The 12976-nt window shown below is 72.3% G+C and carries 11 protein-coding genes; 5 read left to right on the forward strand and 6 right to left on the reverse strand.

The features are described 5' to 3' along the window. Positions 1–18: 18 nt before the first annotated feature. The 3 genes from JEQ17_RS11250 (at position 19) to JEQ17_RS11260 (ending at position 4750) form a co-directional block, all read left to right on the forward strand. Entirely contained in the window at positions 19–969 is a 951-nt protein-coding gene (locus JEQ17_RS11250; RefSeq protein ID WP_200395113.1) for a fumarylacetoacetate hydrolase family protein, read from the forward strand. A gap of 89 nt (positions 970–1058) precedes the next feature. Next, on the forward strand, positions 1059–2738 hold the full coding sequence (mhpA, locus tag JEQ17_RS11255; RefSeq protein WP_200395114.1) for a bifunctional 3-(3-hydroxy-phenyl)propionate/3-hydroxycinnamic acid hydroxylase MhpA: 1680 nt from the start codon (positions 1059–1061) through the stop codon (positions 2736–2738). After that, positions 2735–4750 (forward strand): acetoacetate--CoA ligase, encoded by a 2016-nt coding sequence (locus JEQ17_RS11260; RefSeq protein WP_200395115.1) that lies wholly within the window; start codon positions 2735–2737, stop codon positions 4748–4750. The genes mhpA and JEQ17_RS11260 overlap by 4 nt, the downstream gene beginning before the upstream one ends. 147 nt (positions 4751–4897) lie before the next feature. Here JEQ17_RS11260 and JEQ17_RS11265 read toward each other — a convergent pair whose 3' ends face one another. Then, a complete protein-coding gene (locus tag JEQ17_RS11265; RefSeq protein ID WP_200395116.1) occupies positions 4898–6502 on the reverse strand; it encodes an MFS transporter in 1605 nt (534 codons plus the stop codon). A 190-nt stretch (positions 6503–6692) separates the two neighbouring features. Here JEQ17_RS11265 and JEQ17_RS11270 point away from each other — a divergent pair, with 190 nt between their 5' ends. Both JEQ17_RS11270 and JEQ17_RS11275 read left to right on the forward strand, forming a co-directional pair. Continuing rightward, the gene (locus JEQ17_RS11270; protein ID WP_200395117.1) at positions 6693–7358 is read left to right on the forward strand and encodes a TetR/AcrR family transcriptional regulator; all 666 of its coding nucleotides are present in this window, start codon (positions 6693–6695) and stop codon (positions 7356–7358) included. A gap of 59 nt (positions 7359–7417) precedes the next feature. Next, a complete protein-coding gene (locus JEQ17_RS11275; protein WP_200395118.1) occupies positions 7418–8200 on the forward strand; it encodes an LmeA family phospholipid-binding protein in 783 nt (260 codons plus the stop codon). Between the two features lie 15 nt (positions 8201–8215). On the opposite strand, the gene JEQ17_RS11280 is transcribed toward JEQ17_RS11275, so the two are convergent. The 5 genes from JEQ17_RS11280 to JEQ17_RS11300 all read right to left on the reverse strand — a co-directional run bounded on the left by JEQ17_RS11280 (position 8216) and on the right by JEQ17_RS11300 (position 12964). Next, entirely contained in the window at positions 8216–8806 is a 591-nt protein-coding gene (locus tag JEQ17_RS11280) for a rhodanese-like domain-containing protein (RefSeq protein ID WP_200395119.1), read from the reverse strand. A gap of 152 nt (positions 8807–8958) precedes the next feature. Further along, complete coding sequence (locus JEQ17_RS11285; RefSeq protein ID WP_200395120.1) at positions 8959–9705, reverse strand: sulfite exporter TauE/SafE family protein; 747 nt, start codon at positions 9703–9705, stop codon at positions 8959–8961. A gap of 173 nt (positions 9706–9878) precedes the next feature. Next, positions 9879–11264, reverse strand: coding sequence for an MBL fold metallo-hydrolase (locus tag JEQ17_RS11290; protein ID WP_200395121.1), 1386 nt, complete (start codon positions 11262–11264; stop codon positions 9879–9881). A 109-nt stretch (positions 11265–11373) separates the two neighbouring features. Continuing rightward, the gene (locus tag JEQ17_RS11295) at positions 11374–12045 is read right to left on the reverse strand and encodes a sigma-70 family RNA polymerase sigma factor (RefSeq protein ID WP_234048157.1); all 672 of its coding nucleotides are present in this window, start codon (positions 12043–12045) and stop codon (positions 11374–11376) included. Positions 12046–12268: 223 nt separating this feature from the next. Beyond that, complete coding sequence (locus JEQ17_RS11300; protein ID WP_200395122.1) at positions 12269–12964, reverse strand: hypothetical protein; 696 nt, start codon at positions 12962–12964, stop codon at positions 12269–12271. Positions 12965–12976 lie beyond the last annotated feature (12 nt).

Below are 12976 nucleotides of genomic sequence, written 5' to 3' on the forward strand. Positions count from 1 at the left end.
CCTGATGAAGGCAATGACATGAGCACCAACATCCTGCGCACCGCCGACGGCTGGTGGGTGGTGCGCGACTCGCGCGCCGTCCGCATCGAGACCAAGGCCGTCACCACCGCCGAACTGCTGGCCGACCTCGCCGCGGTCCGGGAGACCGTCAGGGAAGCCGCCGCCTCCGACGACACCGGCACGGCCGTCGCCGACCTGGTGGCCCTCTCCCCGGTCACCACGCCCTGCCGGGTGGTCGCCCAGATGGTCAACTACCGGAGCCACGCCCGGGATTCGGGCTTCACCGGTGACATCCCGCCCACCTTCTTCCGCAAGGCGTCCGGCTCGGTGAGCGGCCCCGGTGAGGCGATCGTCCGCCCGTCGCACGTGAAGTTCCTGGACTACGAGATCGAGCTCGGTCTGGTGATGGGCGCACCCCTGCCGGTGGGCACCGTCGTCACGGAGCAGGACCTGCCCTCGTACGTCGCCGGGCTCGTGCTCACCAACGACGTCAGCGCCCGCGACGTACAGCTGACCAAGACGCAGTTCTACGAGAGCAAGTCGTACCCGACCTTCACGCCGACCGGGCCCTATCTCTGTCTGCTGGAGCCGGAGGAGTTCGCCCATCTCCTCGATCTGCGGCTGAGGTTGTCGGTCAACGGGGACCTGCGCCAGGACCGCACCCTGGCCGACATGATCGTCCGCCCGGCACAGGCGCTGACCCTGCTCGCGCGCTTCCAGACCCTGGACCCCGGCGACCTGCTGCTCACCGGCACCCCCGGTGGCACCGCCCTCAAGGCACCGCCCAAGGCCGTCGAGAAGGTCGGGGCGCTCCTGCCGCCCGCCGTGAAGTGGAAGGCGTTCTTCAGGAGCCAGGCCCGCAATCCGCACTACCTGCACGACGGCGACTTGATCACCGCGACGATCGCCACGCCGGACGGGCGGATCGACCTCGGCGAACAGCGAACCCCCGTGACCGACGCGCCATGACCCACGCGCAGTGACCCACGCGCCATGACCCACGCGCGGTGAACGACGAGCAGTGACCGACGCGAACCGAGAGCAGAAGTGAGCCGCACATGACCGTCGACCAGGCCGCCGGAGCACGGGACACCGCGCCCAGGTCGGCACACGTACCCGTGGTGATCGTCGGAGCCGGGCCGGTGGGCGTGACCGCCGCCCTCCTGCTCGCCCGGCGTGGCGTACGGACCGTCGTCCTCGAACGCCACCACGACGTCTACCCGCTGCCGCGTGCCGTCGCCGCCGACGACGAGGTGCGCAGGATCCTCCAGGCCGCCGGGGTCGGCGAGGAGTTCGCCGCGATCGCCCGCCCCGCGCGGGGGCTCCGGCTGCTGGACGCCCGGCACCGGGTGATGGCCGAGTTCCCGCGCGCCGCGCAGGGGGCGCACGGCTTCCCGCAGACCAGCATGTTCGACCAGCCGGAGCTGGAGCGGCTGCTGCGCGACGCCCTGGCCCGCCGCCCGGAGTGCGATCTGCGGACCGGGGCGGAGGTCGTCGGCATAGGCACAGACACTGGCACAGGCGTCGGTGTGGGCGTTGGCCAGGACGGCAACGGTCCCGTCCGGGTGACCTTCCGCCGGGACGGCGTCGAGGAACATCTGTGGGCGGACGCCGTCCTCGGCTGCGACGGCGCGGGCAGCCTCACCCGCGACGCCGTCGGCGCCGGATGGCAGGACCTGCGCTTCGAGGAGCGCTGGACGGTCGTCGACGTGCGCACAAGCGTCCCCGTGCGCTGCTGGGAAGGCGTCGACCAGATCTGTGATCCCGACCGGCCGGCGACCTTCATGCGCATCGGCGAGGACCGTTACCGCTGGGAGTTCCGCCTGCCGGACGAGCCGGAACCGGATCACGAGCGGCTGCGCGAGCTGATCGCTCCCTGGGCGGACCTCCCGTACGGCGCCGACTTCGAGGTGGTGCGGCAGGCGCGGTACACCTTCCGGGCCCGTATCGCCGACCGCTGGCGCCGGGGGCGGGTCTTCCTGCTCGGCGACGCCGCGCACCTGACTCCGCCGTTCATCGGACAGGGTCTTGGCGCGGGGATGCGTGACGCCCACAACCTGACGTGGAAGCTGGCCCGTGTCCTTCAACAGGGCGCGGACGAGCGGCTGTTGGAGACGTACGAGAGCGAACGCAGGCCGCACGCCCGCCATGCGATCCGGCTCGCGGTCGCGATGGGCTGGGCCATGACCGGCGGCCAGGACGGTGCCGCCGCCCTCCGCCGCGGCGTTCTGGGCGCGGCCGTCCGTATCCCCGGACTGACCGCGGCTGCCGCCCGTGACCTCAGTCCGGCCCTTGCCGCGGGGCCGCTCGTGCGCCGACGCGCCCTCCGTCCGACCCGCCGGGGCGGCCGCGGTCTCGTGGGCGGAATCTGTCCGCAGCCATGGGTGGCCGTCGACGGGCGGCGCGTACGTCTCGACGAACTGCTCGGCGACTCCTTCGCCGTACTGACCGCCGCACCGCCCTCGCCCTCGCTGCGGGCGGTCGCCGACGGACTCGGCGCCCGGACCGTCCCCGTGGCCGGCCTCGGGGACGACGGCCGCCTCGCCGCCTGGCTGCGCGAGGGCCGGGCGGACGCCGTGCTGCTGCGCCCCGACCGCGTGGTCATGGACGTCGTCCCGTCCGGCGCCGACGACTTCACCGACACCGCGGGCTGGGCGTCCCTGCTGCACAGCACACGAAAGCCCCTGCCAGCCCAACGGACCATCGAGACAAGCCTGTTGAGGAGCGCCACACGATGACCAGGCCGTACCCGGACCCCTTCATGACTCCCGATCCGCAGGCCGCGGCGGCCAGTCGCATCGTGGACTTCGCCCGCCGGTCCGCCCGGCACCGAGGAGTCGGGGCGGACAGCGACCACACCGACTACGCCGCGCTGCACCGCTGGTCCGTCGCGGATCTGGAGGGCTTCTGGGGTGCGGTGTGGGAGTACTTCGACATCGACGCGGACCGTCCGTACGAGCGGGTGCTGGCCGAGGAGACCATGCCGGGGGCCCACTGGTTCCCCGGGGCGACCCTCAACTACACCCAGCACGCCCTGCGCGGCCTGAGCCCCGACCGGCCCGCGATCATCGCGATGGACGAGACAGGTTCGGCCCGCCCGGTCGGCGCCGGCCAACTGCGGGCCGAGGTCGCCTCCGTCGCCGCGACCCTGCGTGACCTCGGCGTGGGCCTGGGTGACCGGGTCGTCGGCTACCTCCCCAACACCCCGCACGCCATCGTGGCGTTCCTCGCCGCCGCGAGCCTCGGCGCGGTGTGGTCGGTGTGCGGACAGGACTACGCGCCGAAGGCCGCCGCCGACCGCTTCGCCCAGCTGGAACCCACCGTCCTGATCGCCGCCGACGGCTACCTCTTCAACGGCACCGCCCACGACCGCCGCGAGGCGGCCCTCGAACTGGCCCGCGCGCTGCCGACGTTGAAGGCCACCCTGCTCGTCGACCACGTGGGCCTGCCGCGGCTGTCTCGTAACCACCCCTCCCTGGCGGTCCCGTGGGAGGACGCGGCCACCCGCGCGGAACAACTCACCTGTACGCCGGTGCCGTTCGACCACCCGCTGTGGGTCGTCTTCTCCTCCGGCACGACCGGCCTGCCCAAGGGCATCGTGCACGGCCACGGCGGCGTCCTCCTTGAGCACCTGAAGACCCTGGGCCTGCACTCCGACCTCGGCCCCGGCGACCGCCTCCTCTGGTACACCACCACCCACTGGATGATGTGGAACCTGGTCGCCTCCACCCTGCTGACGGGCGCCACGACCTGTACGTACGACGGCAGTCCGGCACCGCTCGCCCGCCCCGACATCCTGTGGGAGCTGGCCGCCCGCCACCGCGTCACCGTCTTCGGCACGAGTCCCCAATACCTGCTGGGGATGGCCAAGTTCGGCATCGACCCGTCCGTGCACGACCTGTCGTCAGTCCGCGTGGTCGGCTGCACCGGATCCGCCCTGCCGGCCTCCGCCTACCCCTGGGTCCGCGACCATGTCGGCGACCGTGTCCTGCTCGCCTCCATCAGCGGTGGTACGGACATCGTCTCCGGCTTCGCGGGCAGCGCACCCACGACACCCGTCCGGGCGGGGGAACTGTCGGCCCCTCACCTGGGCGTGGCGCTGGCCGCGTACGACGCCGAGGGACACCCGGTCGTCGACCAGGTCGGTGAGCTGGTGGTCACCCGCCCCATGCCGTCGATGCCGCTGTACTTCTGGAACGACCCCGACGGCACCCGCTTCCACGACGCGTACTTCTCCACGTATCCCGGTGTGTGGCGGCACGGCGACTGGATCACCTTCACCTCCCACGGTTCGGTGATCGTGCACGGCCGCTCGGACTCCACCCTCAACCGCAACGGCGTACGACTGGGGAGCGCCGACATCCACGACGTCGTCGAACGGCTTCCGGAGGTCACCGAGGCCCTGGTCATCGGGGCGGAGGAGCCGGACGGCGGCTACTGGATGCCGCTGTTCGTGGTCCCGGCGGCCGGTGCGGTCCTCGACGACGCGCTCCGCGACCGCATTCATGAGGCGATCCGCTCCGGTGTCTCGCCGCGCCACGTCCCCGACGAGATCCTCGAAGTCCCGGCCGTCCCGCACACACGCACGGGCAAGAAGCTCGAGGTCCCCGTCAAGCGGCTGCTCCAGGGCGCGCCCGCCGAGCAGGTCGTCAACCCGGCCACCGTGGACGCGCCCGAGCTCATCGACTACTACGCCCGGCTGGGAGCCGAACGCCGCGCACGGACAGGCACCGAGCCCGCCCGTTCATGAGAAGGGCGGTGCCGGGCGTCCCCTCCCGGCACCGCCCGGGCCGTGCGCCGCTCGGGCACGACCCGTCATGGGGAAGGAGGCCGGACCAGGGGTCCGGCCTCCTGGTGGTCGGCCCCCTTCTTCGGGAACCGGCCCGCGTGGCCGTCGTCAGCCGACGTCCACGTGCTCCTTCCGGCTCTCCTCCTGCTCCTCCTGGTCGCGCTTCGCGGCCTTGCGGCCGGGCAGGACCGCGAGGACGATCATGGTTCCGGCGACCATGATGATCCCGCCGATGAGGCTGGTGTGCGCGACACCGTGGGCGAAGGCCTCGTGCACCGCGTCGATCAGGGCCTGCGCCTGCTCGGGTCCGGCGGAGGGGGTCTTCGCGATCTGCTCGGCGACCGCAAGACCGCCGCCGACCGAGTCCTTGGCCGTCTCCATCGCGGAGGCCGGCAGCTGCCCGCCGACCAGCTCGGCAAGCCGGTCCTTGTAGGCGGTGGCCAGCAGCGAGCCCAGTACGGCGATACCGAGGGAGCCGCCGAGTTCCAGCGCGGTGTCGTTGGCGCCGCCGCCGACGCCCAGCTCGCTCTCCGGGAACGAACCCATGATGGTGTCGGTGGCCGGGGACACGCTCAGACCGATCGCGAACCCGAGCATCATCATCGGCGCCAGGAAGTCGGCGTACGTGGAGCCCGTGTCGATCCGGGTGAGCAGCAGGACGCCCACGGTGCCGATCGCCATGCCCGCCACCACCATGGCCTTCATACCCAGCTTCGGCGTCAGGCGCCCGGTGGCCGCGGCGCCGACGAACACCGCGCCGGCCAGCGGCAGCAGACGGACGCCGGTCTCCAGCGCGCCGTAGCCGAGGACGAACTGCAGGAACTGGGTGGAGTAGTAGATCGCCCCGAAGGTGCCGAAGAAGAAGAACAGCACCGCCAGCATCGAACCGCTGAAGGGACGCTGGGCGAACCTGCGCACGTCCAGCATCGGGTGCGGGTGGCGCAGCTCCCAGAGCACGAAGGCCAGCAGGCCCACGCCCGCGACGACCGCGGCGGTGACCGGGCCGGTGCCCCAGCCGAAGTGCGGGCCCTCGATGATCGCGTAGACGAGCGAGCCGACCGAGACGATCGACAGCAGTCCGCCCACGTAGTCGATCCGGCCGGCGTTCGCCGCCTTCGACGGCGGAACCAGCATCAGCGCGCCGATCACGGCGACGACGGCGATCGGGACGTTGATCAGGAAGGTCGAGCCCCAGGCGTGGTCCTCCAGGAGCCAGCCGGCCACCAGCGGGCCGACCGCGATGGCGAGGCCGGAGGTGGCGGTCCAGGCCGTGATGGCCTTGGCCCGCTCCCGCTTCGGGAAGATCGCGACCAGCAGGGACAGCGTGGCCGGCATGACCACCGCCGCGCCGACGCCCATGATCGCGCGGGCCGTGATGACCAGACTCGTCTCGTCGACCAGGCTGCCCATCACCGAGCCGCCCGCGAAGATCACCAGGCCCGCGACCAGCGCCCCGCGACGGCTGTACTTGTCGCCGATCGAGCCGAGGACGAGCATCAGCGCGGCGTACGGAACGGTGTAGCCGTCGATGACCCACTGCAGGTCGCTGCTGCTCAGGCCCAGGTCCGTGGTCATGTCCGGCGCCGCCACGATCAGTGACGTGTTCGCCATGACCACGATCAGCAGACTCAGACACAGCACCAGCAGGGCGAGCCGGCGCCGTGAGTACGGCCCTGTCATCTTCTCGACGGGTGTGTTGGCGAAGAGCGGCATCGGAGGCTCCCGGGGGGGGGTGAGTGGGACGAGAGGGGCAAGCGGGGCGACTTAATTGCCCATCGATGTGCAGACTAGTTTATTGCCCGTCGATGTGCAAATATCTCGGTAGCCCTCCCTGCCCGTCTGTCTGCCTGTCTGCCTGTCTGCCCGTCTGCCCGTCTGCCTGCCTGCCTGCCGAGGTACCGATGTGACCAGCCCGCCAGCGACGCACGAACCCCTCAGCCGTACGGCCCGGGCCACCCGCACGCGCATCCTCGAAGCGGCCCGGCGGGAACTGGGGCGCAACGCCGACAGCAGCCTCGGTGACATCGCCGAGGCGGCCGGTGTGGCGCGTCGTACCGTGTACGCGCATTTCGCGGGGCGGGCCGCACTCATCGGGGGGCTCGCGGCGGACGCGGGGGAGGCGATTCGCGTCGCGATCACCGCCATCGACGCGCCGGGGCCGGTCACAGGTCGGGCTCCGGATGCCGCGACCGCCCTGGCGCGTGTCGTTCTCACCCTCTGGCCGGTCGGTGACCGCTATCGCACGCTCATCGGGCTGGCCCGCCAGGACCTGGGGGCCAACGGGTTCAGCGGGCTCCTGGATCCCGTCCGCGACAGGGTCGCCGGGATCCTGGCCCGCGGCCAGCAGCAGGGCGTCTTCCGCACAGGCGTCCCGCCCGGCCCGCTCAGCAGAGCCCTCGAAGCGCACATTCTGGCCCTGCTCGACAGCGTCAACTCCGGGATCTGGGCCGACGACGGCACGGGCGCCGCCACCACCACTCTGATCGCCGCGGGCGCCGACCGAGATGTCGCGGCCTCGACGGTTCGCCGCCTGAGCGATGCCGACCAGCCCGGGTGCCATGCCCAGTAGCCCCGGCGACAAGCCCGACTCGGGCACCCAGCAACCCCGTACACGCGACAGGAGAACTCATGTACCGCCCCCACCCCGAATACCGCGACGACTCCGCGTACCAGGACGACTTCGCGTACCAGTCGGACGCCTCGCGGACACATCGGCTGCCGCTCGTCATCTCCCTCACCGCTCTGTGCGCGCTGATCCTCGTCCCCGTGGTGGTCGACCGTGTCGTGGCGGCGCGGGTGGAGTCGGGTACGGCCGAGGCGTTCCAGGAGGGCATGGGTACGCCCACGCGGCCCGAGGTCCACGTGCGCGGCTTCCCCGTGCTGACCCAGGTGGCGTCCGGCACCCTGCGGCACGTGGACATCACCGCCCGCGACATACCCGCCGACGAGGCCACCCGCCCGCTGCCGGTGACCGAACTCGACCTCGGGCTCGACGACTTGAAGAAGTCGGACGACGGCAGCGAGGCGCGGGCGCGCAGTGCCGAAGCGACCGCCCGTCTGTCGTACACCGATGTGTCCGACGCCCTCGGTCTTGAGGTGTCCCAGGGCGACCGGCCCGGCCGGATCGGCGCGAGGATCGCGATGCCCTTCGGCGACGGGATCACCGTGACGGTGAAGGTGTCCGCGGTCTCCGGCAACCGCATCGCCTTCGAGGACTTCCGGGTGACGAGCGGCGCACTGCCCGACGCCGGTCAGGCACTGCTCGACAAGGTCTTCGAGCAGCCGATCCAGCTGCGGAACATCCCCGACGGGCTGCGTCTTCGCTCGGTCACCACCACGGACGACGGCCTCACCGCCCGTTTCTCGGGTACGTCGGTCACCTTCCGCCCCGCCGACTCGGCACAGGGATGACCGCCCTCGCCCCCCTCAGCGACTGCGCAGAGCAGCCAGCGTGGCCTCCAGGTCGGCCGCGCGAGGGCGGTTGTACGGCAGCCTGCCGAGCAGGACCCCCATGGTGCAGGTGTCGGTGAGCGCGGAGAGGACCAGGCCGCCCGCCACCCCGGCCGAGAGGATCTGGAAGGCCGGATGGACGAACAGTCCCAGGGCCAGTCCGACGAGTACGAGAGCGCCTGCGGTGAACCGCACCTGGCGTTCCATGGCCCAGCCGCCCCGGGCAGCGTTGGCCGCGGGCCGGTCCACGTCGTTGCCCTCGGCGGCCCACGCTGTCGTGCCGCCGGCAAGGGTCGCCGCGGCGATGCCCTCTCCGGCCAGCAGTTCACAGGCGGTCAGGGAGCGGTTGCCGGAGGCGCACACCATCAGGACGTCACCGCGCTCGGCGGCGTGCCGTAGTTCGGGCAGCGCCCGCCGCACCTGGTCCAGCGGGATGTTCAGGGCGCCGGGCACATGACCCGAGGCGTACTCACCGGGCGTCCGTACGTCGATGACGGTGAGGTCGTGCAGCCGACTGCGGGCCTGGCCGACGCCGAGGACGACGACAGGCGTGCGGGAAACGGTCATGGCTGAGGTGCTCCTGTGTGTTGGGAGTTACGGGAAGGCTGGAGGTATTGGAAGGCTGGAGGTGCTGGAGGTGCTGCAGGACCGCAGGTACTGGAGGGCTGCAGGTACTGAACGGCTGGAGGCACGCTGCAGTGATCGAGCGGCCGGGCCCGTCACACCGCCGTGTCGATGAGCATGAGGGCGGCCACCGCGAGCAGCACCAGGGCGAAGACCCGTTGGAGCGTGGGGCCGGACACCTTCGCGGCGAGGCGTTTGCCGTCCCATGCGCCGAGGATCGCGGCCCCGGCGAAGGGGGCGATGACGGCCCAGTCCAGGCCGTCGGCGGTACCGGCGCGCATCACGAGCGCGGCGAGCGAGTTGACGGTGATGACGAGCAGGCTGGTGCCCACCGCCTCCCTCATCCGCAGCCCGAGTACGCCCACGAGCGCCGGTACGGCGAGGAAGCCGCCGCCGACTCCGAGTACGCCGGTGACCGCGCCGAGCCCGCCACCGGCCGCCGCGGCCCGTGCGGACCTGACCGGCCGGGCGTCGTCCGAACTCTGCCGGGAACGCAGCATGCGTACCGCCACCAAGGCCGCGACCACGGCGAAGGCCCCGGTCAGCGCGGCGTCGGGCAGGCGGCCCGCGACCGCGCCGCCCAGCAGCGCCGGGCCGATGCCCGCCGCCGCGAAGAGCGCCCCCGTACGCCAGCGGACCTGACCGTCACGCGCGTGGCCGTACAGCGCCGTGGCCGAGGTCGCGGTCACGATGACGAGGCTCGCGGTGCTGGCCGCGACCGGGGTGAAACCGAGCAGATAGATCAGGGCGGGAACGGCCAGGACACTGCCGCCGCCCCCGAGCGCACCGAGCGCCAGCCCGATGACGGCACCGGCCGTCAGGGCGAGTATGAGAGGGCTCACGCCACCGTGCCGTTCTCAAGGCTGCCGGCGCGGCCGGGAGCACGGGGCAGGGGGAGGGCGTTCATCGGCACGGTCTCGCTTCTTTCTGGTGACTGGAGGGCGGCTGCCGCAGGAGGGCCGGGTTCGCACCGGGGCCGTCCCACGCGAGGACCGGCCCTCGTACCGATGCGTGTTCAGGCGGTCCGGACGGTGAGGCCGGCCTGCTCCGCCGCGGTGAACGCGTCGTCCACGGCGACGACTTGACGGCCCGCCGCGTCCAGCAGAGAGGCGGCGATGGCGGCGCGCATGCCGCCCGCGCAGTGCACCCACACCTCGCCCCCGGGAATCTCGTCGAGCCGTCGGTGCAGGGCGTGGACCGGGATGTGGACCGAGCCCTCGACGAAGCCGCCGGCGCGTTCGGACGACCGCCGGACGTCCAGTACGACGAGGCCGTCCCCGGGGTGCCGACCTGCGAGGCCAACGAGGTCGGCGAGGTCCGCGAACGTGCCCCGGCGGAAGGCGGCCAGGGGCTCACCTTCGCGTACCCATGCCGAGGGTTCACCCGTGGCCGCGGCGGCCGGGCGGTCGACGCCGACCCGGACCAACTCACGTTGGGCGGCGGCCAGTTGCGCGGCCGATTCGGCGAGCAGTGTCACCGGCTTGCCCCAGGGGATCAACCAGGCCAGATACGTGGCCAGTTGGCCCTCGGCCTCGAAGTTGAACGAGCCCGCGACATGCCCTTCTGCGAAGGCGACCCGGTTGCGCAGATCGACCACCCACTCCCCCGCGGCCAGCCGGGCGGCGATCTCGTCGGCGTCGGCCACGGCCGGTGGGGTGAGGTCGACGGGCACGGGGCCCGCGGCGTTGGCCGGGCCCATGTGCGCGTAGTAGGCGGGGACTTCGTCCAGCCCTGCCAGCAGATCGGCGACGAAGGTGTCCACGTCCCGGGTGAGCGCCTCGTTGGCCGACTTCTCCTTGCCGATGGTGGTGGCGTCGCCCTCGGCGCGGCCGGCGGAACAGAAGCTGCCGAAGCCGTGGGTGGGCAACACCGCCGTCTCGTCGGGGAGTTCGGCGGCGAGCCGGTGGGCGGAGGCGTGCTGGGCGCGGGCCAGGTCCTCGGTCAGACGCGGTTCGACCAGGTCGGGGCGCCCGACCGTGCCGATCAGCAGCGACCCGCCGGTGAAGACCGCGACCGCGGCCCCGCTCTCCTCCAGGACGTACGAGGTGTGGTGCGGGGTGTGACCGGGGGTCGCGAGCGCGCGCAGGGCCAGACCCGCGTCGGCGTCGACGACCGTGCTGTCCCCGTCGCGCACCGGTGTCCGCTCGAAGGAGACGCGGGCTCCGGCCGGGACGAGGTAGGCCGCGCCCGTGAGCCGGGCCAGTTCCGGACCGCCGGTGACGTAGTCGTTGTGCACGTGCGTCTCGACGACGTGCGCTATCCGCACACCTCGCCGGACCGCCGCCGCGATCACCCGGTCGACGTCACGCGGCGGATCGATCACGACGGCCTCCCGCTCGCCGCCCGCCAGGTAGCTGCGATTGCCGAGCCCCGCCACCTCGATGGTGTCAACGAAGAACACGTCGGGCACTCCTTCCGAACGAAAATTACCCCCGGGGGTATATGAGGGACACTAGCATGTACCCCCGGGGGTATTTGAAAGCTGTTCGAAGGGCTGCGGAGCGGGCGGGTCAGGCGGCCCGATTGCGCGGCTCGAACGCTGGATCCGCGTGCCCGCCGTGCCCGTCGTGCACGCCGTGCCCGCGTGCGGCCGGTGCGTCCGCCTCCGCGAGCAGGTCGACGAGGGTGGCGCGGGCGCGGGCCACCCGGGAGCGGACGGTTCCGACGGGGCAGTCGCTGAGCTCGGCCGCCTCGGCGTACGGCAGCCCCATCAGCTGGGTGAGCACGAACGCCTCACGGCGCTCGTCGGGCAGCGCGGCCAGCAGATCGAGCAGCGCGACCCCGTCGTCGAAACCGGGCAGGCCGTGCGGCTGGGCGTGTTCGACCGCCAGCCGCCAGTCCTGTACGTCGGAAAGACGCGGCCGGGCGGCGGCGTACCGGAAGCTGTCGATCACCGCCCGACGCGCGATGGACAGCAGCCACGTACGGGCCGAGCAGCGCCCCTCGAACCGGTGCAGGCTGCCGAGCGCCCGCAGGAACGTGTCCTGGGCCAGGTCGTCGGCGGCCTGGGGATCGGCGGAGAGATGGGCCACGTAACGCACGACGTCGCGGTGCAGGGCGCGGACGAAACGCTCGACGGCGTCCGGGTCGCCGCCCCGGGCGGCCAGTGCCCAGGCGGTTATCGACTCGTCGCTCCTGTCGTGCGATCTGTCGTGCGAAGCGGGCAGGGCTGGAGTGATCACCAGTTGTCCTTCTCGGGTCATCCGGGATCCGGACCGACGGCGCGCGTGGGCACGTGAACACGTGGGCGCGTGCGCGCGTGGATGCGTTGGCGCGTTGGTTCCGCGAGGGCACGTGGACGGTTGGCGCGTCGGTCCGGCGCGTGGGGTGCGGCCGGCCGTACCGGGAGGTGCGTACGGCCGGTGCCCGAGGCACGCGGGGCGGCGCCTCGGGGATCCGGCTGTCTCAGGCGACAGCGGTCCCGACGGGCGGACCTCGTGAGGTGATCGCGTGGACGAGGAGCAGCCGTCGCAGCGAGCGGTCCGGGGAGCGGCGGGGTACGCGGACGCGTGGCCGGTGCGGCGGTACGGGCAGGGCGAGCAGCAGCCGCAGTGGTGCGGCCAGCCTCCCGGCCACGGCCCGCAGGATGCGGAAGGCCGCGCGCTCGCCGTACGCGAGCCACAGACCGCACAGCAGCGCGGCCAGCAGGTGGGCGATCAGCATGCCCAGCGAGGACATGCCGTCCATGTCGTGCGCCGGGTGAGCCATGGGCCCCGAACCCATGTGTCCCATGTCCATGGCGTCTGCGGAATCCGTGTGTATGGACCCCATGGGTACGGAGCCCATGTGCGCGGAAGCCATGGGCGTGAAATCCATGGGCGTGGAATCCATGTCGCGCCCGGCGGAACCCGACTGGGCCAGGGAAAACCCCGCGTGGAGCAGCCCCTGGGCGACGACCACCACCGACACGATCAGCGGCAGACCGCGTTCACGGCCGGCCAGGCACCAGCCCGCGCCGCCCGTCAGGACACCCCCGGCGGCCATCGTCCACCAGGGCACCGGGGAGCCGGACATCATCACGTGCCCGAGGGCGGCGAGCAGCACGCAGACGGCCGCGAACACCGCGGCCCGTACCGTGCGTGTCCCCCACCCCGCGGTCATGACGGACCTCGG

Origin of the sequence: Streptomyces liliifuscus, assembly GCF_016598615.1 — a bacterium.
Lineage (GTDB): Bacteria > Actinomycetota > Actinomycetes > Streptomycetales > Streptomycetaceae > Streptomyces > Streptomyces liliifuscus.

Coding starts and splice junctions, on each gene's coding strand:
- JEQ17_RS11280 (WP_200395119.1), bottom strand. CDS start 8,806: ATGACCGTTTCCCGCACGCCTGTCGTCGTCCTCGGCGTCGGCCAGGCC.
- JEQ17_RS11265 (WP_200395116.1), bottom strand. CDS start 6,502: ATGCCGCTCTTCGCCAACACACCCGTCGAGAAGATGACAGGGCCGTAC.
- JEQ17_RS11275 (WP_200395118.1), top strand. CDS start 7,418: ATGTACCGCCCCCACCCCGAATACCGCGACGACTCCGCGTACCAGGAC.
- JEQ17_RS11250 (WP_200395113.1), top strand. CDS start 19: ATGAGCACCAACATCCTGCGCACCGCCGACGGCTGGTGGGTGGTGCGC.
- mhpA (WP_200395114.1), top strand. CDS start 1,059: ATGACCGTCGACCAGGCCGCCGGAGCACGGGACACCGCGCCCAGGTCG.
- JEQ17_RS11300 (WP_200395122.1), bottom strand. CDS start 12,964: ATGACCGCGGGGTGGGGGACACGCACGGTACGGGCCGCGGTGTTCGCG.
- JEQ17_RS11260 (WP_200395115.1), top strand. CDS start 2,735: ATGACCAGGCCGTACCCGGACCCCTTCATGACTCCCGATCCGCAGGCC.